At 70.9% G+C, this 23,370-nt stretch carries 23 protein-coding genes and 1 riboswitch; of the genes, 9 read left to right on the plus strand and 14 right to left on the minus strand.

Annotated elements, in window-relative coordinates; genetic code table 11:
* Positions 1 to 113: 113 nt before the first annotated feature.
* On the minus strand, positions 114 to 2,678 hold the full coding sequence (gene pepN / locus HS041_RS34410) for an aminopeptidase N (protein WP_196445016.1): 2,565 nt from the start codon (positions 2,676 to 2,678) through the stop codon (positions 114 to 116).
* A gap of 231 nt (positions 2,679 to 2,909) precedes the next feature.
* Here pepN and HS041_RS34415 point away from each other — a divergent pair, with 231 nt between their 5' ends.
* Positions 2,910 to 3,530: a mycothiol-dependent nitroreductase Rv2466c family protein gene (locus HS041_RS34415; RefSeq protein ID WP_196445017.1), complete on the plus strand. Its 621-nt coding sequence runs from the start codon at positions 2,910 to 2,912 to the stop codon at positions 3,528 to 3,530.
* Between the two features lie 252 nt (positions 3,531 to 3,782).
* Positions 3,783 to 5,192, plus strand: a complete 1,410-nt coding sequence (locus tag HS041_RS34420) for an aldehyde dehydrogenase family protein (protein WP_196445018.1) — start codon at positions 3,783 to 3,785, stop codon at positions 5,190 to 5,192.
* 52 nt (positions 5,193 to 5,244) lie between these two features.
* On the opposite strand, the gene def is transcribed toward HS041_RS34420, so the two are convergent.
* On the minus strand, positions 5,245 to 5,733 hold the full coding sequence (gene def, locus HS041_RS34425) for a peptide deformylase (protein ID WP_196445019.1): 489 nt from the start codon (positions 5,731 to 5,733) through the stop codon (positions 5,245 to 5,247).
* Between the two features lie 106 nt (positions 5,734 to 5,839).
* Between def and HS041_RS34430 the strand changes: the two genes are divergently transcribed.
* Positions 5,840 to 6,307, plus strand: coding sequence for a ribose-5-phosphate isomerase (locus HS041_RS34430; RefSeq protein WP_196445020.1), 468 nt, complete (start codon positions 5,840 to 5,842; stop codon positions 6,305 to 6,307).
* A 68-nt stretch (positions 6,308 to 6,375) separates the two neighbouring features.
* Here HS041_RS34430 and HS041_RS34435 read toward each other — a convergent pair whose 3' ends face one another.
* Together HS041_RS34435 and HS041_RS34440 are read right to left on the minus strand one after the other, a co-directional pair.
* Positions 6,376 to 6,531 carry a hypothetical protein gene (locus tag HS041_RS34435; RefSeq protein ID WP_196445021.1) on the minus strand — a complete coding sequence of 52 codons (156 nt, stop codon included), beginning with the start codon at positions 6,529 to 6,531 and terminating at the stop codon, positions 6,376 to 6,378.
* Between the two features lie 73 nt (positions 6,532 to 6,604).
* Positions 6,605 to 7,834 (minus strand): GNAT family N-acetyltransferase, encoded by a 1,230-nt coding sequence (locus HS041_RS34440; protein ID WP_196445022.1) that lies wholly within the window; start codon positions 7,832 to 7,834, stop codon positions 6,605 to 6,607.
* A gap of 117 nt (positions 7,835 to 7,951) precedes the next feature.
* Between HS041_RS34440 and HS041_RS34445 the strand changes: the two genes are divergently transcribed.
* Entirely contained in the window at positions 7,952 to 9,067 is a 1,116-nt protein-coding gene (locus tag HS041_RS34445; RefSeq protein WP_196445023.1) for a PP2C family protein-serine/threonine phosphatase, read from the plus strand.
* A 733-nt stretch (positions 9,068 to 9,800) separates the two neighbouring features.
* Here the strand turns inward: HS041_RS34445 and HS041_RS34450 are convergent.
* Positions 9,801 to 10,406: a response regulator transcription factor gene (locus HS041_RS34450; protein WP_196445024.1), complete on the minus strand. Its 606-nt coding sequence runs from the start codon at positions 10,404 to 10,406 to the stop codon at positions 9,801 to 9,803.
* Between the two features lie 356 nt (positions 10,407 to 10,762).
* On the opposite strand from HS041_RS34450, the gene HS041_RS34455 reads away from it, so the two are divergent.
* Entirely contained in the window at positions 10,763 to 12,067 is a 1,305-nt protein-coding gene (locus HS041_RS34455) for a M50 family metallopeptidase (protein WP_307845591.1), read from the plus strand.
* 38 nt (positions 12,068 to 12,105) lie between these two features.
* A complete protein-coding gene (locus HS041_RS34460; RefSeq protein WP_196445025.1) occupies positions 12,106 to 12,669 on the plus strand; it encodes a MarR family winged helix-turn-helix transcriptional regulator in 564 nt (187 codons plus the stop codon).
* A 70-nt stretch (positions 12,670 to 12,739) separates the two neighbouring features.
* Here HS041_RS34460 and HS041_RS34465 read toward each other — a convergent pair whose 3' ends face one another.
* Entirely contained in the window at positions 12,740 to 13,246 is a 507-nt protein-coding gene (locus tag HS041_RS34465) for a DinB family protein (RefSeq protein ID WP_196445026.1), read from the minus strand.
* Positions 13,247 to 13,294: 48 nt separating this feature from the next.
* Here HS041_RS34465 and HS041_RS34470 point away from each other — a divergent pair, with 48 nt between their 5' ends.
* Complete coding sequence (locus tag HS041_RS34470) at positions 13,295 to 13,654, plus strand: MmcQ/YjbR family DNA-binding protein (protein ID WP_196445027.1); 360 nt, start codon at positions 13,295 to 13,297, stop codon at positions 13,652 to 13,654.
* Positions 13,655 to 13,750: 96 nt separating this feature from the next.
* Positions 13,751 to 14,413, plus strand: a complete 663-nt coding sequence (locus tag HS041_RS34475; RefSeq protein ID WP_196445028.1) for a hypothetical protein — start codon at positions 13,751 to 13,753, stop codon at positions 14,411 to 14,413.
* A gap of 4 nt (positions 14,414 to 14,417) precedes the next feature.
* Here the strand turns inward: HS041_RS34475 and HS041_RS34480 are convergent, their stop codons facing one another.
* The 5 genes from HS041_RS34480 to HS041_RS34500 form a co-directional block, all read right to left on the minus strand.
* Positions 14,418 to 15,164 carry a CHAP domain-containing protein gene (locus tag HS041_RS34480; RefSeq protein WP_196445029.1) on the minus strand — a complete coding sequence of 249 codons (747 nt, stop codon included), beginning with the start codon at positions 15,162 to 15,164 and terminating at the stop codon, positions 14,418 to 14,420.
* 147 nt (positions 15,165 to 15,311) lie between these two features.
* On the minus strand, positions 15,312 to 16,286 hold the full coding sequence (locus tag HS041_RS34485; protein WP_196445030.1) for a coiled-coil domain-containing protein: 975 nt from the start codon (positions 16,284 to 16,286) through the stop codon (positions 15,312 to 15,314).
* A gap of 3 nt (positions 16,287 to 16,289) precedes the next feature.
* Positions 16,290 to 16,424, minus strand: a riboswitch (cyclic di-AMP (ydaO/yuaA leader).
* A 92-nt stretch (positions 16,425 to 16,516) separates the two neighbouring features.
* Positions 16,517 to 17,596 (minus strand): galactose-1-phosphate uridylyltransferase, encoded by a 1,080-nt coding sequence (gene galT, locus HS041_RS34490; RefSeq protein WP_196445031.1) that lies wholly within the window; start codon positions 17,594 to 17,596, stop codon positions 16,517 to 16,519.
* Positions 17,593 to 18,393 (minus strand): DeoR/GlpR family DNA-binding transcription regulator, encoded by an 801-nt coding sequence (locus HS041_RS34495; RefSeq protein ID WP_196445032.1) that lies wholly within the window; start codon positions 18,391 to 18,393, stop codon positions 17,593 to 17,595. The genes galT and HS041_RS34495 overlap by 4 nt, the downstream gene beginning before the upstream one ends.
* Before the next feature lie 83 nt (positions 18,394 to 18,476).
* Positions 18,477 to 19,073, minus strand: coding sequence for an HD domain-containing protein (locus tag HS041_RS34500; RefSeq protein WP_196445106.1), 597 nt, complete (start codon positions 19,071 to 19,073; stop codon positions 18,477 to 18,479).
* Between the two features lie 113 nt (positions 19,074 to 19,186).
* Here HS041_RS34500 and HS041_RS40565 point away from each other — a divergent pair, with 113 nt between their 5' ends.
* Positions 19,187 to 19,264 carry a 50S ribosomal protein bL37 gene (locus tag HS041_RS40565; RefSeq protein ID WP_373293985.1) on the plus strand — a complete coding sequence of 26 codons (78 nt, stop codon included), beginning with the start codon at positions 19,187 to 19,189 and terminating at the stop codon, positions 19,262 to 19,264.
* An 11-nt stretch (positions 19,265 to 19,275) separates the two neighbouring features.
* On the opposite strand, the gene HS041_RS34505 is transcribed toward HS041_RS40565, so the two are convergent.
* The 3 genes from HS041_RS34505 to HS041_RS34515 form a co-directional block, all read right to left on the minus strand.
* The gene (locus HS041_RS34505; RefSeq protein ID WP_196445033.1) at positions 19,276 to 19,845 is read right to left on the minus strand and encodes a TIGR03086 family metal-binding protein; all 570 of its coding nucleotides are present in this window, start codon (positions 19,843 to 19,845) and stop codon (positions 19,276 to 19,278) included.
* A gap of 161 nt (positions 19,846 to 20,006) precedes the next feature.
* Entirely contained in the window at positions 20,007 to 21,728 is a 1,722-nt protein-coding gene (locus HS041_RS34510; protein ID WP_196445034.1) for a SpoIIE family protein phosphatase, read from the minus strand.
* On the minus strand, positions 21,725 to 23,311 hold the full coding sequence (locus tag HS041_RS34515) for a phytoene desaturase family protein (protein ID WP_196445035.1): 1,587 nt from the start codon (positions 23,309 to 23,311) through the stop codon (positions 21,725 to 21,727). Before HS041_RS34515 ends, HS041_RS34510 begins: the two co-directional genes overlap by 4 nt.
* Positions 23,312 to 23,370 lie beyond the last annotated feature (59 nt).

Raw genomic sequence — 23,370 nt, forward strand, 5'->3', positions numbered from 1 at the left:
GATCCGGGGCGGGCCCGGGGCCCGGTGGCGGGGTGCGGTGCGAGGCCGGGAGACGCGACGCCCCCGCCGTCGTGCACGGCGGGGGCGTCGCGGCCGTCAGGAGCGTGCGGCCCCTAGGAGGCGGCGTCCTTGGCGCGGGCGCGCAGGGCGCGGCGGACGCCGTCGGCGCCTTCCAGGAGCAGCCGCTTGAGCGCGTGCGGCGGCTGCGTCTCCTCGATCAGCCGCTCGGTCTTGGCGACGGTCTCGGAGGAGACGGCCAGGGCCGGGTAGCAGCCGGTCGCGAAGTTCTGGGCGCTGTCGAAGGTCCAGGACTCCCAGATGCCGCCGATCTCGGCGTGGTACCTGTCGGTGTAGGGCTCCAGCAGCTCCGGGTGGCGCGGGTCCATGAAACCGGTGATCGTCGAGCGGAGCAGCGCGCCGCTCAGCTTGCCCTCGGTCATCGAGGTCCAGGCGGCGGCCTTGGCCTCGGCCGTGGGGATCGAGGCCCGGGACAGCGCGGCCGAGCGCTCGCCGGTGGCGGTGGCGTCGCGCAGCAGTTCGGAGGCGATCTCCTCCTCGCCGAGCACGCCGCCCGAGACCAGCGCCTGGACCAGGGTCCAGCGCAGGTCGGCGTCGACGGTCAGCCCGTCGAGCACCGCCGTACCGTCCAGCAGACCCTTCAGGAACGCCAGGTCCTCGGCGGAGGAGGCCACCGCGGTCAGGGCGTTGAGGTAGGCGAGCTGGTGGTCCGAGCCGGGCTCGGCCGCCTCGGTGAGCGAGCGCAGCGAGGCGGCGAGCATGGCCAGGCCCTCGGCGCGCCAGGCGGGGTCGGCGTACTGCTGGACGGCCAGGCGGGCCTGGCGCAGCACGGTCTGGGTGACCGTGATGTCCTTGATCGACGCGATGCCGGAGACGACCAGCGCCACGTAGTCGCGGGTGGACATCTCGGCGTCGCGGGTCATGTCCCAGGCGGCCGACCAGCACAGGGCGCGCGGGAGCGACTGGTCGAACTTCGCGATGCCGCCCTCGACCAGGGTCCGCAGCGAGCGCTCGTCGAGCCGGACCTTGGCGTAGGTCAGGTCGTCGTCGTTGATCAGGACCAGGTCCGGCTGGGCCTCGCCGACCAGCTCGGCCACGGCCGTACGGGCGCCGACCACGTCGAGCTCCACCCGCTTGACCCGGACGAGGACGTCGCCGGACAGCGAGTACAGGCCGATGGCGACGCGGTGCGAGCGCAGCGTCGGGTAGTCGGCCGGGGCCTCCTGCAGCACCTCGAACCCGGTGAAACGGCCCTGCTCGTCGACCTCGAAGGAGGGGCGCAGGGTGTTGACCCAGGAGGTCTCCAGCCACTCCTTCGACCAGGACGACAGGTCGCGGCCGCTGGTGCGCTCCAGCGCGCGCAGCAGGTCGGCCAGCTCGGTGTTGCCCCAGGCGTGCTCGGTGAAGTAGTCGCGCACGCCCGCCAGGAAGTTGTCCAGGCCCACATAGGCCACCAGCTGCTTGAGGACCGAGGCGCCCTTGGCATAGGTGATGCCGTCGAAGTTGACCTCGACCGCGTGCATGTCGACGATGTCGGCGGCGATCGGGTGGGTGGAGGGCAGCTGGTCCTGGCGGTAGGCCCAGGCCTTCTCCACGTTGGCGAAGGTCGTCCAGGCGCCCTGGCCCCAGCGGGTGGCCTCGGCCTGGCAGAGCACCGAGGCGTAGGTGGCGAACGACTCGTTCAGCCACAGGTCGTCCCACCAGCGCATGGTGACCAGGTCGCCGAACCACATGTGCGCCATCTCGTGCAGGATCGTCTCGGCGCGGCGCTCGATGAGGGCGTCGGTGACGCGGGAGCGGAAGACGTAGTCCTCCAGGAAGGTCACGCAACCGGCGTTCTCCATCGCGCCGGCGTTGAACTCCGGCACGAAGAGCTGGTCGTACTTGCCGAACGGGTAGCGGACGCCGAAGACCTTGTGGAAGAAGTCGAAGCCCTGCCGGGTGACCTCGAAGATGTTGTCCGGGTCGAGGTGCTCGGCGAGCGAGGCGCGGCAGTAGATCCCCAGCGGGATGCCGTCGTGGGTGGAGGTCACCTTGTGGTACGGCCCGGCGCACAGGGCGGTGATGTAGGTCGACATCACCGGCGTCGGAGGGAAGTGCCAGCGCTTGGCGGCCTGGAGCGCGCCGTGCTTGCCCCGGTGCTCGCCCAGCTCCTCGATCTCGTCGGGAGCCGCGTTGGAGACGACCTCCCAGTAGGAGGGCGCGAGCACGGTCAGCTCGAAGGTCGCCTTCAGGTCGGGCTGGTCGAAACAGGCGTACATCCGGTGGGCGTCGGCCGTCTCGAACTGGGTGTGCAGGTAGACGTTCTTGTCGACCGGGTCGACGAAGCGGTGCAGGCCCTCGCCGGTGCGCATGTAGGAGCAGTCGGCGTCGATCTGCAGCTCGTTGCTCTCGGCCAGGCCCGGCAGCGGCAGCCGGCCGGTCTCCGGGTCGTAGGTGGCCACGTCCAGCTCTGCACCGTTCAGGACGGCCCTGCGCACCTTGGCGCCGGCCAGGTCGATGAACGTCTCCGCGCCCGCCAGGGTGCTGGTGAAGCGGACCGTGGTGATGCTCTCGAAGCGCTCCTCGCCCTCGGTCAGATCGAGCTCCACCGCATACGACTGCACGCTGAGCAGCCGTGCGCGCTCGCGGGCCTCGTCACGGGTCAGATTGCCTGCCACTACCGCTCCCTCGTCACGACTTCCTCCGCTCCGTTGCGAAGGGCTGTCTGAATCCTGCCACGTGCGCCAGGAGATCGCCGCCTGGGGAAATCCGTCGGCCCGTTGATCACCACATCGGAGGATAAAGTGGACTGTCAAGGCAATAATCCTCCCGTGGAATAGAGGAGTTCCCCCGTCGGGTTGTTGCTATGCGGAATGTCTGCCATCGAAGAGCGACGAGAAAGCCGAGCGATGACCGAGCGCACCCCTGTAGATCTCTGGTTCGACCCCTTCTGCCCGTACGCCTGGATGACCTCCCGCTGGTTGCTGGAAGTGCAGAAGGTGCGGCCCATCGAGCCGCGCTGGCACATCATGAGCCTGAACATCCTCAACGAGGACAAGGACGTCCCCGAGGCCTACCGTGAGCTGATCGCCAAGGCCATCGGGCCGGTCCGCGTGGTCGCCGCCGTGCAGGAGAAGCACGACTCCGAGACGGTCGGCCGCCTCTACACCGAGCTCGGCCTCCGCTTCCACAACCAGGGCGCCCTCAAGCGGCTCGACACCCTCCGCGAGACCGTCGAGGAGGCGCTGGAGGCGGCCGGGCTGGACCGCGCGCTCGCCGGCGCGATGGAGTCCGAGGAGTTCGACGAGGTGCTGCGCGCCTCGCACGACGACGGCATCGGCCGGGTCGGCCAGGAGGTCGGCACCCCGGTGATCGCCGTCGGCGACGTCGCCTTCTTCGGCCCCGTCATCTCCCCGGCGCCCAAGGGCGAGGAGGCGGGACGGCTCTGGGACGGCGTGCAGCTGGTCGCCGGGATCGACGGCTTCTTCGAGCTCAAGCGCTCCCGGACCCGGCCGCCGATCTTCGACTGAGCCGTTCGGCAGGGTCGTCCGGGCCCTGTGGCGGGGAGGTCGCACCCCGCCACGGGGCCGATCCGGATATTACGAGTTTTTAAGGATCTCCGACACGGGGTCCCATGAGAGGCGCTTCGTCGTACTCTTCCGGTGAAGGCGGCCGAACGCCCGCCGGGTGAGGGGTTGCGTCTACCGTGTGTGATGCAGTAAACACGCCACGTAGTCATCGAGACTCTCGCCTTCTCATTACCTGCGCGCGAGGATGAGGGCATGCGTCACCTTTACCTGAACGGGGCCTGGCAGACGTCGGCGTCGAGCGAGAGCATCGACGTGATCAACCCCGCGACCGAGGAACTGATCGACCGGGTGCCCGCCGGCGCGCCCGCCGACGTCGAGGCCGCCGTGGCCGCCGCCCGTGCCGCGCTTCCCCTGTGGTCCGGTACGGCCCCCGCCGAGCGGGGCAAGATCCTCGCCGCCGCGGCCGAGCTGATCCGGGAGCGCTCCGACCAGATAGCCAGGATCATCGCCACCGACATGGGCGCCCCGTACAACCTGGCGATGAAGGTGCAGACGCTGATGCCGGCCGGGGTGCTGGCCTCCTACGCCGCCCTGGCCGAGTCCTACGACTTCGACACCAGGCGGATCGGCAACTCCTGGATCCTGCGGGAGCCGGTCGGGGTGGTCGGCGCCATCACGCCGTGGAACTACCCGCTCCACCAGGTCGTGTGCAAGGTCGGGCCGGCGCTCGCCGCGGGCTGCACGGTCGTGCTCAAGCCCAGCGAGGTGGCGCCGCTGGCCGCCTTCGCGCTGGCCGGGGTCTTCGACGAGGTCGGGCTGCCCCCCGGCGTGTTCAACATGGTCAGCGGCACCGGTCCGGTGGTCGGCGAGGCCATCGCCACCCACCCCGGCGTGGACATGGTCTCCTTCACCGGCTCCACCCGGGCGGGCCGCCGGGTCGCCTCGCTCGCCGCCGAGACGGTCAAGCGGGTGGCGCTGGAGCTCGGCGGCAAGTCGGCCAGCGTGATCCTCCCCGACGCCGACCTGACGGCGGCGGTCAAGGTGACCGTGGCCAACGCCTTCCTCAACTCCGGCCAGACCTGTTCCGCCTGGACCCGCATGATCGTCCACCGGGACCAGTACGACGACGCCGTCGCCCTCGCCGTCCAGGCCGCGGGGAAGTACACCGTCGGCGACCCCTTCGACGAGGGCACCAGGCTCGGCCCGCTGGTCTCCGCCGCCCAGCGGGACAGGGTGGTGCGCTACATCAACCGGGGCGAGGAGGAGGGCGCCCGGCTGGTGGCCGGGGGGACCGACCGCCCGCTGGAGCGGGGCTTCTACGTGGAGCCCACGATCTTCGCGGGAGTGGAGCCGGGCATGACGATCGAGCAGGAGGAGATCTTCGGCCCGGTCCTGGCGATCATCCCCTACACCCGGGGCGAGGACGAGGCCGTCTCCATCGCCAACGGCACGCCGTACGGCCTGGCGGGCGCGGTGTGGGCGGGCAGCGAGAACCACGCGGTCTCCGTCGCCCGGCGCCTGCACACCGGCCAGGTGGCGATCAACGGCGGCCAGTTCAACCCGCTGGCCCCCTTCGGGGGCTACAAGCAGTCGGGCGTCGGACGCGAGATGGGCGAGTTCGGCCTCGAAGAGTATCTGGAGATCAAGTCGCTCCAGTTGTGACCGGACCCGCAGCCGCGGGAGCGGGCCGGCCGCGGGCCGGGGCGCCGCCGGATCAGGGCGTCTGCAGCAGCACCTTGCGCGCGGCGTCCTTGGCCAGCCGGTCGACGTAGAGCATGCCGTCCAGGTGGTCGACCTCGTGCTGGAAGCAGCGGGCGAGCAGGCCGCGGGCCCTGACCCGGACCGGACGGCCCAGCCGGTCGAGGCCGCTGACGGTCACCCCGGCGGCCCGGGGGGTCTTCGCGTAGAGGGGCTTGCCGGTCTGACGGCCGGGGACCGACAGGCAGCCCTCCTCGTCGAGGACCTCGGCGGCGTCGTCGACCGTCAGCTCGGGGTTGATCACGTGCCCCTTGCGGTTGCTGCAGTCGTAGACGAACAGCCTCTTCGACACGCCGATCTGCGGGCCGGCCAGGCCCACGCCCTCCGCGGCGTACATCGCGGCGAACATCTCGTCGAGCAGGCGGCGCAGATCGCGGTCGAACTCCGTGACCGGTTCGGCGGGCGTGCGCAGGACCGGATCCCCGATCACTCGGATGTCGCGCATGGGGGCTCCCTCAGGATGCGGGGGTAAGGGCTCAGCTGGCATACCGGCTATTACTCTAGCCGGGGCGGGCGTCGAGCCGCCCACCCGCACCTGCGAAACTGGGCGGGTGCGTGTCTACATCGGTGCCGACCATGCCGGCTATGAGTTCAAGAACCACCTCGTCTCCTGGTTGAAGGAGCACGGCCACGAGGTGACGGACTGCGGTCCGTTCGTCTACGACGCGGAGGACGACTACCCGCCGTTCGTGCTGCGCGCGGCCGAGGGCGTCGCGAACGACCCCGGCAGTCTCGGGGTCGTCATCGGAGGCTCGGGCAACGGCGAGCAGATCGCGGCCAACAAGGTGCGCGGGGTCCGCGCGGCGCTCGCCTGGAGCGAGGACACCGCCAAACTCGCCCGCGAGCACAACGACGCCAACGTGATCAGCGTGGGTGCGCGGATGCACCCGCAGGAGGAGGCGACCCGGTTCGTCGAGCTCTTCCTCGCCACGCCGTACTCGGGAGCGGATCGGCACAGCCGCCGCATCGCCCAGCTCGGTTCGTACGAGACGACGGGCGAGCTGCCGCCGCTGCCGTAGGAACCGCCGCTGCCTTCGAGCCCCGGCCGTCGGACGGGCCCGGCCTCGCGCCGGGCCCGTGTACGGGCCTACCTGTCCCGGCCGCGGCGCGGCTGCTCCCTGCGCGGCGTCTCGTCACGCAGGGGCCGCCGGTCCGCGGCCTCCTGCTGTTCTCGCGAGGGCCGGGACACGTCCCGGGCCCGCATCGCGGTGAGCGCGGTGATCTGCAAGCTCTGCAGTGCCATGGCGCCACGATAACCCGCCGGGCGCCCCGGAGGGCGGGGCCGTCCCGCGGAGGCCCCGGGAGGCCGGACCCCGTCAGAAGATCAGGCCGGCGCAGGGCGCCGGGTCCCACGCCATCGCGGCCGACAGCTCCCGTACGGCTCCCGCCCGCGCCTCGCGCACCACTCCCGCGGCCTGGAGCGCCGCGAGCGGGCGCCCGCCGAGATAGGCGGCGCCCAGCACGCTCACCGGGAGCGTGAGGTCGGGGGCGTCCTCGACCGGCGCGCACCGGGCTCCGGAGACGTCGGCCGACAGCCGCCAGCGCCGGGCGTTCCAGGGGCAGACCGGGTCCTCCACCTCGATCACCACGTCCACCGGCGCCGAGTAGCGGCGCGCGGGCAGGGCGCGCTCGACGTCCACCACCCGGACCCACAGGTCGTCCAGCCAGAGCGCGTTGAGCTGCCTGGCGTCGGCCAGCAGGTGGATCAGGGGGTCGTCGGCCGGGCGGTTCCAGGCCTTGACCCGCGAGACCAGGTCGCGGTCCAGCAGATGCCGCCAGAGCAGCGCGTAGGCGGCCGGGTCGAGGCCGAAGACCTCCTTGAGTCGCAGCTCGCCGTCGGGGGCGCCGTTGTCGCCCCAGTCCGGCTTGATCCGGAACAGCGCGTAGCCGCGCGGGCCGCCGTCGTCCTCGGCCACGACGGCCCGCAGCGGCCCGGCGCCGCCCTGGTCGGTCTCGTGGTCGGAGAGCACCCCGTCCCAGCGTGCGGGGGTGCGGGCGTAGAGTCCGGGGCGGCTGCCGAGGGCGGCGTCGAAGACCTTCTCGAAGACCTCCCTGGCGTCGGCGGGCCTGACGATCCGCAGGCGCAGCGAAGGATCGGCCGGGGCGTGCGGGAGGAATGCCCCGCCGGCCGTGGAGATGTCGAAGACCATGCTGTCGGCGGCCCTGCCGTACCCGAACCGTCCGTAGATCGCGGCCTCGGAGGCGTAGAGCGCGGCGACCGCCTCACCTCGTTCGTGCAGGTCGGCCAGCTGGCGGGTCATCAGGGCGGTCAGCACGCCCCGGCGGCGGTGGGAGGGGAGCACGCCGACCGCCGTGACGCCGCCGACGGGGATCGGGCCGCCGGGCACCGTCATGGTGAAGCTGCACACCGCGGTGGCGCCCACGAGCAGGTCACCGTCGTATGCGCCCAGGGAACGCTCGAACTCGGTGTTGTCCTTGAACCGGTCCGCGCGGTGAGGGGGGATGGGCGCACCGAACGCCTCTTCGTCGACTGTGATCCAGTCGGACCAGTCGTCCTCGGTCATCGGCCGCAAGGTGAGACTCATTTTCCTACAGTAGGCGCGGCAAACCGCTCCGGCCATTCAATATCCGTTCCCGATGATCTAGGCGTTGGTCAAGTGGGCTGCCCAAAGCAGGGGCGTACCGCTACAGTCAGGCCCATCATGAGTTCCCGTCCGGCGCCGTTGATCCCTCCAGGGCTCCGTGCGTTCCTAGTGCGGGTCCCCTTCCTGGTGCCCACGGTGCGGTTCCTCCGTCGTGGGCCGCTGGCCCGGGACCGCAACCTGCTCATCACGCTGATCGTGCTGAGTCTGGTGATCGGCGTCCTCGCCGCCAAGGTCTCGGCGGAGTGGTTCTCGCCCGCGCTCATGATCCCGATCATCCTCGTCGGCGGACTCCAGCTCCGGTTGCGGAGCCTGGCCACGCTGCTGTGCGCGATCGCGGCGGCCCTGGTCTACGTGGGCGTCGCCGGCGAGTTCGGTTCCACCGGCCCGGGACTGCTGGCCGCCTTCGGCTTCACCTCCGTGCTGGCCGCGTTGATGGCACGCACCCGGGGCAAGCTCGGGGTGCAGGGGCTGCGCGGCGACGTGATGCTCCTGGAGTTGCGCGAGCGGCTCAAGAAACAGAGCGAGCTGCCGCCGCTGCCCAAGGACTGGGGCTCCAAGGTGGTGCTCAAGCAGGCCGGCGGCTCCTCTTTCGGGGGCGACTTCCTGGTCTCCTCACGTGAGGGCGACACGGTGGAGCTCGCCCTGGTCGACGTGTCGGGCAAGGGCGTCGACGCGGGCACCCGAGCGCTGATGCTGTCGGGGACCTTCGGAGGCCTGCTGGGCTCGGTGAGCGACTTCCTTCCCGCATGCAACGCCTACCTGCACCGCCAGCGCGAGACCGAGGGCTTCGTCACCGCCGTCCACGTCCGGCTCAACCTCGTCACGGGGGACTACGTGATCACCTCTGCCGGGCACCCGCCGGTGGTCGCCTTCGAGGCGGGCACCGGCACCTGGCGGGTCTCCCCGGCCAAGGGCGTGGTCCTGGGAGTCGTCCCCGACCTGCACTGCGAGCCCGATCGGGGCACGCTCCGCAAGGGCGACGCGCTCATGCTCTACACCGACGGGCTGATCGAGCAGCCCGGGCGCGACATCGACGCCGGCCTCGACCGGTTGCTGGGCGAGGCCGAGCGGCTGCTGCCCTCGGGGTTCGCAGGAGGGGCACGCAACCTGGTCACCTCCATGTCGGCGGGACACAACGACGACTGCGCGCTCATCCTCATCTGGCGCCCGTAGCGACGGTCACGCACAGCGTGTGACCGACTCCAGACCGTGACGAATCACATGGGTGCGATCGTGGCTCTGGTCACTGGCGAGTGTGGGGGCCGCCTGAGATTCTCGTAGCAGCTATCCAGATGAATGCCGAAGACCCAGGCATTCCTGTGGAAACGGGGCGAAAGGGAACTCGATATCGTGGATCAACGCCATGGACCCTGCCATCTGGTGGACCACGGAGCAGCAAGCTCGGGCGGGCTGCCGAAACGCATCCCCGGCGAGGCGAAGCGGCACATCGACTCGGGTGATGCCCGAGGCGGAGGGTCGCGTTTCCTTCAGGTGGACGAGCGGGACGGCGGCCTCGATCTGCCGGCCTCTGCGTAGGCGTCCTGTGGCGCAGGTCCTCTTGCAGAGGGCCGTCACGGTAGTCCTGGCAGTATGGGTGCCGGTGCATCGCCGACGGTGATGCCTCAGACAGTGCGAGCACCGAAGATTCCGGGCCGCGGGGAACGGCGCGGTTGTTCCGGGGTCCGGAATCTTCGGTGCTCGCACCGGCCGGTGTGAGCTCTCGGCATACTCTTGCACGTCGGGAAGCCCCGAGCGGTGCGTTCGTCGATATCGAAGCTTTCGGGCACTGTGTGCACTCATGGCGCCGGTCGTGGCCAGGTGTCACGCCAGGCCAGGTATCACGTCAGAGCGGCCGCCGTCCAGCTCGCGACGGGGTCACAATCGGCACGGCGAGTCACCGCCGGTCTCAGAGCCAGCCCGCGTCAGAGGCGATGCGTACGGCGTCGAGCCGGTTGCGGGCCCCGGTCTTGCACATGATCCGTGACAGGTGGTTCCGGACCGTGCCCACGGAGAGGAAGAGCTGCTCGGCGATCTCCCCCGACCTCGCCCCCTGTGCGGCCTGCCGGAGCACGTCGAGTTCCCTGCGGGTCAGTGGGTTCTCCACAGACTCCAGAGCGGCAACGGCGAGGTCGGAGTCGATCGCCCGATGGCCGGCCGCCATCCGGCGGACGCCGTCGGCGATCTCCTTCGGCCCCGTCTCCAGGCTCATGAACCCGAGCGCGTGCACGGCGAAGGCCCGGCGGACCTGGCCGGGGGTCGGCCGGCGCGACAGGATGAGGACCCGGCAGCCCGGAGCCCTCTCGTGCAGCCTGAGGGCCGTGGAGAACCCGTCGGCACCGGGAAGGTCCAGACCGATGATGGCCGCGTCCGGCTCGTGCCGCAGGACGGCGGAGACGACATCCTCGCCGTCGTCGAGGTCGGCCACCACCTTCAGGTCGGCCTCGCCGTCCAGTGACGTCACCAGGCCGAGGCGGACCAGGGGCAGGTGTTCGGCAATCAGGATTCCAATCAAAACGCTCCCTCCGCCCTGATGCGGCACAAAGTGACCGCACGATCGCTGACCGTCAACAAAGTGTCCCCATTCGGCAAAGCCGATGCAAGCCGCTCCGCCGAGCATTCCCTCGGCTGCATCACCGGTGACCGTCGCGGGTCATCGTGTGGGGCGCTGCACGGGTCATCGTGCGGGTCATCGTGTGGGGCGCTGCGCCGGTCAAGGACGTCCTGCCGCACCGCCGGTCAGGGACGTCCTGCCGCACCGCGGGAGGCGTGCCGCGTAGCAGGCCTGCGGCCGGAGACAGGCCGGGAGGTCAAGGCGTCGGCTAGTCTCTTATGGGGAATTGTCGATGAATCCATGACCGGGGGGAACCTGTGGACTGGTCTTTCGTGATCGGGGTCGTCATCTTCCTCGTGGGGCTGATGGTCTCGATCGCGTTTCACGAGATCGGCCACCTGGTGCCGGCGAAGCGGTTCGGAGTCAGGGTCACCCAGTACATGGTCGGATTCGGCCCGACGATGTGGTCGCGGCGCAAGGGCGAGACCGAATACGGCGTGAAGTGGATCCCGTTCGGCGGCTACATCCGGATGATCGGCATGCTCCCGCCCCGGCCCACCGATGCTCCCGGCACGGTGCGCTCGGTCTCCACCGGGCCGTGGCAGGGTCTGATCGAGAGCGCCAGGGAGGTCGCGCTCGAAGAGGTCCGTCCCGGAGACGAGGACCGGGTCTTCTACCGCAAGCCCTGGTGGCAGAAGGTCATCGTCATGAGCGGCGGCCCCGCGATGAACTTCGTGCTGGCTTTCGTCCTGTTCGCGATCGTGCTCATGGGCTTCGGCATCCCGGTGTTCACGCCGAAGATCTCGGCGGTCCCCGCGTGCGTGAAGACCGCCGCCGAATACGCCAAGAACCCCACATGCACCTCCGCCGACAAGGCCAGCCCCGCAGCCGCGGCGGGACTCCGCCCCGGTGACGTCATCGTCTCGGTGGACGGCCGGTCCACCTCCGGCTGGGAGGCGGCGACGCGGGCCATCCGCGGCAGCGGCGCCGGACCGGTCGAGATCGGGATCGAGCGCGCCGGGCAGCGGCTGTCGGTCACCGCCACCCTCATCGACCAGGAGCGCGAGTCGCTCGACGAGCCCGGCAAGATGGAGCGGGTCGGCTACCTCGGCGTCAGCCCCACGCAGGTGATCGAGCAGCAGAGCCTCGGTGCCGTGGTCACGCACATGGGAGACCTCACCTCCAGGACCGCCGCCGCGCTGCTCCGGTTCCCGGAGAAGATGGTCGGCGTCTGGAACGCCGCCTTCTCCGGCGAGGAGCGCGACAAGGACGGCCCCATCGGGGTCATCGGCGTCAGCCGGATCGGCGGCGAGATCGCGGCCTCCGACGCCCCGCTGGAGAACAAGATCAGCATCTTCGTCAGCCTGCTGGCCAGCTTCAACCTGGCCATCGGCATGTTCAACCTGATCCCGTTGCTCCCGCTGGACGGCGGCCACATCGCGGGCGGGCTGTGGGAGGGTGTCAAACGCGGCTTCGCCCGCGTCACCCGCAGGCCCGAGCCGGCCCACGTGGACATCGCCAAGGTCCTCCCGCTGACCTACGCCCTGGCCTTCACGATGATCATCATGGCCGGCCTGCTGATGTACGCCGACCTGGTGAACCCGGTCCGTCTGTCCGGTTGATCCGGCGCGCACGCCGTACCCGCCGATAGGGTTGGCCCGTGGACGAGGGGACGCCCGGAGCGGCGATCGACGTGGCGCTGTTCCGGCTGCGCCGGATCTGGTCGCGTCCGCTGCGCGCGCGCAGGGCCGAGCGGTCGCCGCGCTCGGTCCAGCTGTCGAACGTGATGGTCGTGCACGCCGTGCACAAGCTGAGCCTGGACGTTCCCGAGGTGACCGTGGGAGCCGTCGCCGAGCAGCTCGACGTCGATCCTTCGACCGCGAGCAGGCTGGTCAACGACGCGATCGCCGCCGGGCTCGTCGGGCGGGAGGCCTCCGAGGTCGACGCCAGGCGGGCGCGGCTGGTGCTGAGCGGGCCGGGCCGCCGGGTGCTGGACGCCGTGGTCTGCTACCGGCGCTCCTACCTCGACGGGCTGATGGCCGACTGGGACCGGGCGGACCGCGAGGTCTTCGCCCGCCTGCTCACCCGCTTCGCCGAGGCGGCCACGGCCCGTCCGGTGGACCCCGCCGTCCTCGACCGGCTGATCGACGAGGCGCTGGAGAGCGCGGCGACGGACCGGGACGGGGAGCCGCCGGAGGCCGCCGGGTTCGCGGAGACCGGGTAGGCCGTCCGCGGGACGGGCGGGAACACCCCGGACCTCCCTCGAATCGAGGGGCGGCCGGTCCGGACGGGTCCTACTCGCCGGTGGCGCCGTCGACCAGCTGGCGGATGATGTCGGCGTGGCCGTTGTGCCGCGCGTACTCCTCGATCATGTGAACGAGGATCCAGCGGAGCGAGACGTCCTCGCCCCGGCGCCGGGACTTGCCGACCGTGTCCAGCGGCAGGCCGGCGGAGACCTTCCGGGCGTGCTCGATCTCGGCCCGCCAGGTGGCGAAGGCCTCTTCGGCCGAGGCGGTGTCGACGTTGTCGAACTCGCCGTCGGGATCCTGCTCGGTCCAGTAGATGCCGGAGGTGCCCTCGCCGCTGAGGACGTTGCGGAACCAGTTGCGCTCCACGTCGGCCATGTGGCGGACCAGGCCCAGCAGGGAGAGCGTGGACGGCGCGGCCGAGCGCAGGCGCAACTGCTCCTCGGAAAGGCCCGCGCACTTGACGGCGAGGGTCTCCCGGTGCCAGTCGAGCCAGGAGTTCAGCATGGACGCTTCGTCGGCGATGAAGGGAGGGTCGATGCGGTTGTCGGTCATGGAAGCTCATCCTGTCCCGACGCCCGGCCGCTGTCATATCGTTTTCCCATGCAGGAAGACCCGTTGGGAAGGCTGCGAGGGCTCTGCCTGGCGCTTCCCGAGACCACGGAACGCCTCAGCCACGGAGAGCCGACCTGGTTCGTCCGCGACCGGAAGACCTTCGTGATGTTCGCCGACCATCACCATGACGACCGGCTCGCCTTCTGGTGCGCGGCTCCGCCCGGTACGCAGGAGGCGCTGACCGCCCAGGACCCCGGCCGTTACTTCCGCCCGCCGTATGTCGGCCACCGTGGCTGGCTCGGCGTCTACCTTGACGTCCCGGTGGACTGGACCGAGATCGCCGAGATCGTCACCGAGGCCTATCGCGTGATCGCGCCCAAGACCCTGGTCGCCCGGCTGGAGGCGTAGGCCCGGCCTGGAGGACCGGCCTGGGGGACCGGTCTCCGCCCGGCGCGTGCCCGGTCCCGGCGGGAACTCCGCGTGGCCGGCCGGTGTATCCGTGGCATGAGAAGAATCCTGCTGATCCTGGCGATCGCGGTCTCCCTGCTGGCCCTGGCGGCGCCGGCGCGGGCGGGCGGCTGGGCGGTCACCTTCATGGATCCCGCCCCGGCGGCGATGCGTCCCGACACGACCTACACGCTCGGCTTCTGGATGCTCCAGCACGGCACACACCCCTATGAGGGCGATGACCTCGGCGAGGTCGCCCTGGAGTTCGGCGACGGCGAGAAGACGGTGCGCTTCCCCGGCGTGGAGTTGAAGGAAGCGGCCCACTACGCGGCGGCGATCTCCCTGCCGGCCGGCACCTGGAAGGTGAAGGCGATCCAGGGCTGGTTCGCGCCCTACGAGGTCGGCACCCTCACGGTGCCGGGAGACCTGCAGATCGCTCCGCTCCCGCCCGAGCTCAAGAAGGCGATCGAGAGCATGACGGATCGTCCCAACCACTGGGGCGAGATCCGCCCGCCGGGCTTCCCCTCCGGCACGCTCCCGGTCACCCCTTCCTCCGCCCCCACGGCGACGGCGACCCCGGCCGCCGGGGCCCTGGGCGAGACGACCACGGTCGCGGTCGTGGAGCCGGAGTCCTGGTGGCGCCCGCCGTACACGGCCGCCGTCGTGGTCCTGGGAGCCGTCGTCCTGGGAACTCTGGCCTACCGGGTACGGCGCCGCTGACCGCTCATCGGGACGCTTCGGCGCGCGCCGCCTGGACGGCGGGACGAGGTCCCTCGGCAGCCGGATACTGCGGGTAGCCGTAGCCGATGACGTCGGAGACGGGACGGACGCGCCGCTCGACCCTGCCGTTGTCGGTGTTCCCCTCGACCGTGGTGATCGTGCCGTCGCCGTTGTCCCGCTTCACCAGGCCCACGTGATCGATCTTGTATATGCCGTCGTCGTCGTCCGCGTCGAGGTCGAAGTAGACGACGGCGCCGGGCCTGGCGGCCTCGCCCCAGCGTCCGTTGTCCTGGAACCAGCCGGCCCAGGCGACGGCGTAGGCGTCCGCGCCGAAGGTGGAGCGCAGCCCGACCTGCTCGCCGACCCAGGAGACGAACATCGCGCACCAGGGGGCGTCGGTGTACTTCGCCATGACCCCGCCGTCGCGCGCCAGAGTCTCCTGGGCCCGTTGCGAGGCCATGTACCAGGCGTGGAACTTGGTACCGCCGCCGCTGGAGTTCTCCGTGACGCCGATCTGGGTCTCGGCGACCCTCAGCACATCCGCCGTGGTCATCACCGCCGTCCGGAACGGTTTCCCGGCCGATGCCGCCGGATCCCCCGGGCGGGATGGCGCGACTGCGGCCTCCCCGGAACCGTCGGGCAGGAAGGCGGGGGCGCCGACGGGGATCGCGCACACGGCGAGGGCCACGCCGGCGGCGGCGCGCGCCAGGTGGGAGGGGAGAAGCGGACAGGGAACGCGGTGCTCGGTCATGGTGGGGTCTCCTCCATGTCGCTTACGGGCGCCGTCCTGCAGGCTATATGCCCCTCTTTCTGACCGTATGTCTGATTCATCGGCCAGTTTAACACCGGGCGGAGACGGGGGAAGATCGCCTTTACGGCGCCGGTACGGCCCCGGCGATCAGAGCATCGAGATGTGCACGTGGTCGTAGTGGTTGGCGGTGACGCCGCCGCGGTCGGACATGAAGCGCCAGCCCGAACCGTGGTTGATGCGCTGACGCCAGATCACGTATTTGACCCCCAGCTTGTTCCTGTTCTTGACGGCCCAGGCGGCGATCTCGTCGCCGAGCTTCGTCCCGGCCGCCGAGGGCATCGCGCCGCCGGAGCTCATCATGAAGTCGCAGGCGCGGCCGAGCGGGTGCTCGCCGAAGGTGTCGTAGCGGTAGCAGCCGACGACGTGGGTCAGATCGAAGCGCCGCTTGATGATCTCCCGCATGTTCCGGGTCCGGTCGGTGATGTTGTCGACCCCGTTGGGCAACTGCGGGATCCAGCTGCCGTCGGAGCGGCGGCCCGAGCCCAGAGGGATGAGCTGGTCGAGCTTCTTCTTGATGTCCTTGATCAGCTTCTCGGCGTCCCGGCGCCGGTCCTCGACCTCTTCGGTCTCGTCGCGGATCTCGTCGATGAGCTTGCCGGCCCTGGCCGCGGCCTGCTCCCGGCGCTCCCGGCTCCGGGCGAAGCCCTCCAGGTAGGCGCTCTGCTGGGCGGTGAGCTGCTCCATCACGGCCGCGCCGCTCATGTCGCCGGAGAACAGCAGCATGGGGGGTAGGGCGCCGGAGTTGCTCTGGTAGCCGAGCTGGACGATGGAGTCGACCTCGCGCTTGGCCTCGGTGTAGGTCGCCTCCGCCTTGCGGAGGTTCTCCTTGGCGACGCTCTCGGCCTTCTGCGCCTTCTTGAGGGACTCGCGCTTGGCCGCGTACTCCTCGATGAGCGCGTCGATCTTCTTGTGAAGCTTGGCCAGGTCCTTGCGGAGCTCGGCCTCGGTGGGCTTGGGCGCCGCGCTGCCCGCGGTGGGCAGGGTGAGGGTGAATCCTATGGCCGAGACCAGGCAGGCGCTGACGACCGCATGCCGACGGAACGTGGGGGACAGCGCCGCCACGAACTCTCCTCTCCTTCTGCCGGCCGGGTTAGCTGACGGGTTCGGGCCGGAGCAGCCCTTCCACCGGAGTGGTTCACCCCAATTGCGGTGGTTCCCCGACTCTCGGGCGAGGCGCCCGAGATTAGGCATATCTGCTGATGAAGCCGATGCGTGAAGGATAGTAGTGGTAAAGCAGTGGTCATGCGACTCCAAGCCGATACAAAGCAGTGATCGACTTGTGACAAAAATGATCAGCTTGTCGTGACGGAGCGCAGGAGCCGCGCCGCCTCCTCCGGCAGGACGTCGTTCACGAAGGCCCCCATGGCCGACTCCGACCCGGCGAGGTACTTCAGCTTGTCCGCGGCCCGCCGGATGCTGAACAACTCCAGGTGCGTGTAGGACAGGTCCCTGCCGACGGTGACCGGAGCCTGGTGCCAGGCCGCGACGTACGGCATCGCCACGCCGAACAACCCGTCCAGCCGGCGCAGGACGTCGGTGTAGAGAGGGCCGAAGGCCGCCCGCTCGGCCGGCTTCAGCCCGCCCAGGTCGGCCACCTGGCGGTGCGGGTAGAGGTGCACCTCGTACGGCCAGCGGGCCGCGGCGGGGACGAAGGCCGTCCAGTGCTCGTTGGCGGCGACCACCCGCACGCCCGCCTCGCGCTCGGCGGCCAGCACGTCGGCGAACAGGTTGCGCCCGGTCCTGTCGCGGTGGCGCTCGGCGGCGCCGAGTGTGAGCCTGGTGCGCGGGGTCACGTACGGGTAGGCGTAGATCTGACCGTGCGGATGGGGCAGCGTGATGCCGATCTCGGCGCCCCGGTTCTCGAAGCAGAACACCTGCTCCACCCCCGGGATCGCCGACAGTTCCGCCGTGCGGTCGATCCAGGCCTCCATGACCAGCTCGACACGGCCGGCAGAGAGCGCGGAGAAGGAGGAGTCGTGGTCGGAGGTGAAGCAGACCACCTCGCAGCGGCCCGCGCCCGGGCGGACCTCGCTCAACCCCCCCACCTGCCCGTACTCGCCGAACGTGGCGGAGAACGCCGGGAAGCGGTTCTCGAAGACGACCACGTCGTAGTCGGATGAGGGAATCTCGCTGAGCCGGCCGGGACCGGAGGGGCACAGCGGGCACTCCGCGGCCGACGGCAGGAAGGTCCGGCCCTGCCGGTGCCCGGCGATCGCGACCCACTCCTCGGTGAGCGGGTCGTAGCGCAGTTCGGAGGCGTCCGGGCGGGGCGGCAGCTCGCGTGCGTCGATCGCGCCGCGGTCCGCGTCGTCGCGCCGGTCGAAGTAGATCAGCTCCCGGCCGTCGGCCAGGCGGGTCACCGTCCGCTTCACCGTTCCGCCACCTGGCCCTCCGGCTGGGGTGTGACGATGATCAGCTCGCCCGCCTGGGCGGAGAGCTCCTCGCGGGCCTCCTCCGGCAGGCCGGAGTCGCTGATCACGACGTGGGCCTCGGACAGGGCGGCGATGGTGCTGATCCCGACGGTGTCCCACTTGCTGTGGTCGGCGGGGACGACCAGGCGGTGGGCGGAGGCGACCAGCTCTCGGTTGGTCTCGGCCTCCAGGAGGTTGGGGGTGGTGAATCCGGCGCGGGCGCTCATCCCGTGCACGCCGAGGAAGAGGGTGTCCACGTGGAGCCCCCGGATCGCCGCCACGGCGACCGGGCCGACCAGCGCGTCGGAGGGGGTGCGCACGCCGCCGGTCAGCACGACCGTGCGGTCGGCGCGGGGGGAGCGGTGGAAGACGTCGGCGATCCGGATCGAGTTGGTGATGACCGTCAGCTCGGGCACGTCGACGACGAGGTGGGCCAGGGTCCAGGTCGTGGTCCCGGCGGAGAGCGCGATGGCCGTGCCGGGCCGGACGAGCAGGGCGGCCTGCCGGGCGATCGCCTCCTTCTCCGGCTGCTGGCGGGCCGACTTGGCGGCGAACCCGGGCTCCTCGGTCGAGCCGGGCCCGGCGGCGGTGGCGCCGCCGTGGACCTTCTCCAGCAGGCCGCGCTCGGAGAGGACCTCCAGATCCCGGCGGATCGTCATGTCGGAGACGCCGAGCTCGCGGACGAGGTCGGCGACCCGCACCCCGCCGCTGCTGCGCACCCGCTCCAGAATCGCCTGCTGCCGCTGTTGGGCCAGCATTCATCCACCCCTCAATCAAACATCTTCCTCCAAAATAACACAAATCATGGCCGGATCCATGTTTGATTTTGCGAGTTAGCTGCTCACAGCCGCTCAAGCTCTCCCTGGATGTTGGTCCGGGCCGTCGTCTCCCACGCCTCTCCGCCTACCCGGAAGATCGCCGGAAGGTCGAGCAGTGAGCGCAGCACCGCCGTCCGCCCGGCCCGGAAGGCGTCCTCCGGGACGAAGGCGTACTCCTCGCGCACCGCCGCCGCGTAGGCCGCGTAGACCTCCGGCGGGGATGCCAGGATCGCCAGGTCCGCGTCGCACAGCACGGCCCCGTCCGCGTCGCCGGGCTCGGGATCGTGGGTGACGGTGAGCCTGACCAGCCGGGCCACCGTGGCCACCTCCGCGGGGGCGAGGCCCGTTCCGGGCAGTGCCCGCTCGGCCATCCAGGCGCTGCGCTCCTCGTTGTCGCCGCGTCCGGGGTCGTAGACGGCGTCGTGGAACCAGGCGGCGAGCCGTACGAGATCGGGGTTGCGGGCGTGCGGGACCAGCGTGTCGACGTGGGTGAGCACCGCCTCCAGGTGGGCGGTCGTGTGGTACCTGCGATGCGGCTCGGCGTACCGGGCGATCAGGTCGCGGCCGAGCTCCTCGGCGTGCGGGCCGGTCAGCGCCCGCCAGCGGTCAATCAGCTCCATGCTCATGTCCCGGAGCTTAGAGGGGCGACGGCCCACGTTTTGGGCCTTGTACGGCATGCGTTCCGGGGGGACGGTGAAATCCTGAACCCGGTGGACGAAAAGGGCGGTCGAGCATGGCACGGCGAGCACGCAAGGCCCGGGCACGCAAGAAGCGCAAGGCCAACCACGGCAAGCGTCCTGCGGCCCGGTAACGCGCCGGGCGTCAGGCGTGGCGGCCCCAGGAGGCCAGCAGCCTGGCCTGGGCGTCGGGGGCGGCGGGCAGCGGCTGCTGCTCCCCGATGACGCCCGCCTGGCGGTAGCCGCCCTCGGCGCCGGCGAACCAGGCGGCGCAGGTCTCGACCAGCTCCGGGTCGAGCCGCTCGTCCGCGCCGATCGCGCGGGCCAGGTCCCAGGTGTGGATGAGGGCGTCGGCGAACAGTTCGGTGATGTACTCCGCACCGGGCACGTCGCCGAAGGACAGGTGCGTCACGCAGGTCAGGGCCCCGTCGGAACTGGCCGCGTGGACGGCGGCGGCGGCCGCGGCGTCGAACGCCTTGGGCGGGTCGTCGCCGAGCAGATCGCCGTCGAAGACGTCGCCGAGCTCGGCGACGGTCCGTCCGGCGAGCAGCTCGGGGGCCCACAGACTCTCGCCGACCATGTGGTTGACCAGGGCGCGGACGTCCCAGTCCACGCACGGTGTCGGATTCTCCCACTGCTCCGGTGCGATCTGGTGCACGAGAGCGCCGAAACCGTCCAGCGCGCGGCTGTAGGCCTCGCGGATGTCGATGATCATGCTGCCCTCCCGAGTCGTCAGTTCGACCGTAACCCCTGGGCGGCCAGTAGTCATGGGACTTGTCGGGCATGACCGGACGGCTCGCGTCATACCTGGCGGCAGGACTCGTTCCATGGTCATCTCGGCCTGAACGGGCATCCGCGGTGCTCTGCGACGATCCGTCAGGGCAGGCTCTGCTCCACCCAGATGATCTTCCCCTCGGCCGTCGGGCGGAAGCCCCAGCGGCGGGCGACGTGGTTGACCAGCCGGAGGCCGCGGCCGCTGTCGTCGCTGCCGGAGGTCTCCCGCAGGACCGGTGCCACGGGGGAGCGGTCGGCCACCTCGCAGACCAGCCGATGGCCACGGAGCAGGCGCAGCCCGACCGGGCCCTCGCCGTGCAGGATCGCGTTGGTGACCACCTCGCTGACCAGCAGCTCGGTGGTGTCGGCGATGGAGGTCAGACCCCAGCCGGTGAGCGTGGCGCGGGCGAAGTGGCGGGCACGCCGCGCGGATCCGGTCTCCGCGGGCAGCGTGAGCTGCGCGACCTCCTCCGCGGAGAGCTCGCGCACCCGCGCCAGCAGGAGCGCGATGTCGTCGCGCTCGTGCCCCGGCCGCTGCGCGCCGATCGTGCGGTCGCAGACCTCCTCCAGATCGTCGTTCCGCTCCGCGAGCAGGCCGCGGAGCGCGTCGATGCCCTCGTCGATGTCGCGGTCGCGGCTCTCCACCAGGCCGTCGGTGTAGAAGGCGAGCACGGCGCCGGGCGGAAGGGTCAGCTCGACCGTCTCGGCGGGGGCGTCACCGATGCCGAGCGGCAGTCCGGAGGGCATCTCGACGAGCTCGGTCTCACCGCCCGGCCGGATGAGGATCGGTGGCACGTGCCCGGCCCGGGCGAGCGCGCAGCGCCGGGTGACCGGGTCATAGGTGGCGTAGACGCACGTCGCGATCTGGGTGGGGTCCAGGTCCTGGCTCATCCGGTTGAGCCGGAACAGCACCTCCCCGGGATCCAGGTCCAGGCCGGCGAGGGTCCGGGCGGCCGTGCGGAGCTGTCCCATCGTGGCGGCGGCCCTGATGCCGTGCCCCATCACGTCGCCGACCACCAGTGCGGCCCGGCAGCCCGGCAGCGGGATCACGTCGTACCAGTCGCCGCCCACGCCCGCCAGATCGCTGGCCGGCAGGTAGCGCGAGGCGATCGACAGGCCCAGGGGCCGGTAGAGGTCGGCCGGGAGCAGGCTGCTCTGCAGGGTCAGCGCGGTGCGGCGCTCGTGGCCGTAGAGCCGCGCGTTGTCCAGGCAGACCGCGGTCCTGGCGGCCAGTTCCTCGCCGAGCGTCACGTCCTGCTCGTCGAAGGGCTCGCTCGACGGCTCGCGGGTGAAGACGACGAAGCCCAGCACCCGGCCGCGCGCCTTCAGCGGCACCACGAGGAAGGAGCTGTTCTCCAGCACCCTGGCCACCGAGTCGCGCTTCCAGAACCGGCCGATCTTGTCGGCGATGACGGCGTCCAGCCGGGGGTAGAGGATCGGCGTGCCGGTCGCCATGGAGGTGGCGTAGGGCGTCCACGCCTCGTAGACGACGACCTCGTCCACGGGGAACGCGGTGGCGTACTCACCCGGCGTGGAGGCCGCCACGCCCACCGCGATCCGCCGTACCAGCGCAGAGCCGTCGGTCGTGCGGGGCGGGAACTCGCCCTCGCTGACCAGCCGGTCCTGCACCAGGACGCCCGCCGCGTCGGCGAACTGCGGCACGGCGACCTCCATCAGCTCCCGGCCCGTCTCGAACAGGTCCAGGGTGCTGCCGATCCGCCTGCTCGCCGCGTTCAGCAGCGAGAGCCGCTCGTGAAGGGAGGCTGGGCTGCCCACCCGGGGCTCGCCCGATCCGGGGGACCTGGTGACGAAACGACGGTTCATTCGCTCCACCGGGGCGCGGGGACCGGCGTCCACCACGGGGTGATTCCGAGGTCCTCGGCGATGGCGTTGGCGCCGTTGTAGCCGGGGGCCGCGGAGACCGAGCCGCCGGGGTGGCTGCTGGCGCCGCAGAGATAGAGGCCGGATACGGGGGTGCGGTACTGGCCCAGCTCGGGGACCGGCCGGTTGCCGCCTAGTTGGGAGGGTTCGTACGCGCCGACGTGGTGGCTGCCGCGGACCATGTTGACGCAGTGCCGCTCGATGTCGAGCGGGGAGAACACCCGCTTGCCCAGGACGGTGCGGCCGGTGAGGTTGGGGGCGTATTCTGCCCACTCGGCGAGCAGCCGCTCGCCGATCTCCTCGTGCCGCAGGTCCCAGGCGGCCGGGTCGCCGTCGAGGTCGTAGGGGGCCCACGGCCACCAGAAGGCCACGTGCTTGCCGGACGGGGCGTAGGAGGGGTCGAAGAGCGTGGGACAGGCCCCGTTGCCCGCCATCCGGTCCGGGAGCCGGCCCTGGTGGATCTGGTCGAAGGTGCGGCCCAGTTGCTCGCTGTCGTCGGCGCCCAGCACGAACAGGAACGCCCGGTCCACATCCGGCTCGAACGCGGCGGCCCGGTAGCGCGGTGCCTCGTCCAGGGCCAGGTGCAGGGAGACCAGGCTGTGCGCGGCCCACTTGTAGGCGGCGACCTTGGCCGCGATCTCGGCGCCGAAGTTGTCCGGGCCCGCCAGCCGTACCGTCTGCGGGGCGTCCACCGCGCTGGCCACGAACCGCCGTGCGGTCAGGGTGTCGCCCCCGGCGAGCCGGACGCCGGTGGCCCGGCCGTCGTCCACCAGGATGCGCTCGGCGTGCCTGCCGGTGATCACTGTGCCGCCGTGCTCCTCGATCACGCGGCGCAGCGCGTGCGCCACGTTCGCCGCCCCGCCGACGGGCAGGCCGAGCCTGGCGATGCGGGAGAGCAGGCGGGGGAAGAAGCCGCCGGTGCCGGGGACGTTCTCGATGGAGATGGCGTGCAGGAACGACTTGAAGAGCACCCGGACCTGGTCGCTCTCGAAGTTCCTGTCGACGGCCTCGTAGAGCGAGAGCGGCACGTAGCCGAGCAGGTCACGGCCGAGCTCGCCGCCGAGCCGCTCGGCCAGCACCGGGGGCGGGAGCGGTCTGGAGTACAGGAAGCCGTTCATCAGGCTCCGGGCCGCCTCTGCGTAACGCTCGTACAGCTCCAGCCAGCGCTCGGCGTCCGCCATGGAGAAGCGGGCGAACGACTCGGCGGTGCGCTTGGGATCGGTGTAGACCGTGATGGCGCGGCCGTCCCGGAACACGGTGGCGTGCTGGACCTCGGGGTAGACGTAACGCAGGCCGTACCGCTGGAGCTCCAGGTCGGCCGGGACCGGTCCCTCCTCCAGGAAGTGGTAGTTGCTGTGGGTGTTGTGCCGGAACCCCGGGAGGGTGAGCTCCTGGGTGGTGCAGCCGCCGCCCGCCGCCTCGTTGCGCTCGACGACCGCGACGGACAGCCCGGCCTTCGCGAGATAGGCGGCGCAGGTGAGCCCGTTGTGGCCCCCACCGACGATGATGCCGTCGAACTCCGTCACGATGCCCTCCGGGTCCCTTGACTACCGCTCTGAAACAAGCGTAAAGAACGATCTACGTT

Source organism: Planomonospora sp. ID67723, from assembly GCF_015711605.1.
Taxonomy (GTDB): domain Bacteria; phylum Actinomycetota; class Actinomycetes; order Streptosporangiales; family Streptosporangiaceae; genus Planomonospora_A.

Bases quoted from the DNA above. Each gene is read 5' to 3' on its own strand.
- HS041_RS34465 (WP_196445026.1), bottom strand. From the start codon at position 13,246: ATGACCGACAACCGCATCGACCCTCCCTTCATCGCCGACGAAGCGTCC.
- HS041_RS34500 (WP_196445106.1), bottom strand. From the start codon at position 19,073: ATGGAGCTGATTGACCGCTGGCGGGCGCTGACCGGCCCGCACGCCGAG.
- HS041_RS34415 (WP_196445017.1), top strand. From the start codon at position 2,910: ATGACCGAGCGCACCCCTGTAGATCTCTGGTTCGACCCCTTCTGCCCG.
- HS041_RS34495 (WP_196445032.1), bottom strand. From the start codon at position 18,393: ATGCTGGCCCAACAGCGGCAGCAGGCGATTCTGGAGCGGGTGCGCAGC.
- HS041_RS34440 (WP_196445022.1), bottom strand. From the start codon at position 7,834: ATGAGTCTCACCTTGCGGCCGATGACCGAGGACGACTGGTCCGACTGG.
- HS041_RS34435 (WP_196445021.1), bottom strand. From the start codon at position 6,531: ATGGCACTGCAGAGCTTGCAGATCACCGCGCTCACCGCGATGCGGGCC.
- HS041_RS34510 (WP_196445034.1), bottom strand. From the start codon at position 21,728: ATGAACCGTCGTTTCGTCACCAGGTCCCCCGGATCGGGCGAGCCCCGG.
- HS041_RS34505 (WP_196445033.1), bottom strand. From the start codon at position 19,845: ATGATCATCGACATCCGCGAGGCCTACAGCCGCGCGCTGGACGGTTTC.
- HS041_RS34480 (WP_196445029.1), bottom strand. From the start codon at position 15,164: ATGACCGAGCACCGCGTTCCCTGTCCGCTTCTCCCCTCCCACCTGGCG.
- HS041_RS34445 (WP_196445023.1), top strand. From the start codon at position 7,952: ATGAGTTCCCGTCCGGCGCCGTTGATCCCTCCAGGGCTCCGTGCGTTC.
- HS041_RS40565 (WP_373293985.1), top strand. From the start codon at position 19,187: ATGGCACGGCGAGCACGCAAGGCCCGGGCACGCAAGAAGCGCAAGGCC.
- HS041_RS34475 (WP_196445028.1), top strand. From the start codon at position 13,751: ATGAGAAGAATCCTGCTGATCCTGGCGATCGCGGTCTCCCTGCTGGCC.
- HS041_RS34420 (WP_196445018.1), top strand. From the start codon at position 3,783: ATGCGTCACCTTTACCTGAACGGGGCCTGGCAGACGTCGGCGTCGAGC.
- HS041_RS34470 (WP_196445027.1), top strand. From the start codon at position 13,295: ATGCAGGAAGACCCGTTGGGAAGGCTGCGAGGGCTCTGCCTGGCGCTT.
- def (WP_196445019.1), bottom strand. From the start codon at position 5,733: ATGCGCGACATCCGAGTGATCGGGGATCCGGTCCTGCGCACGCCCGCC.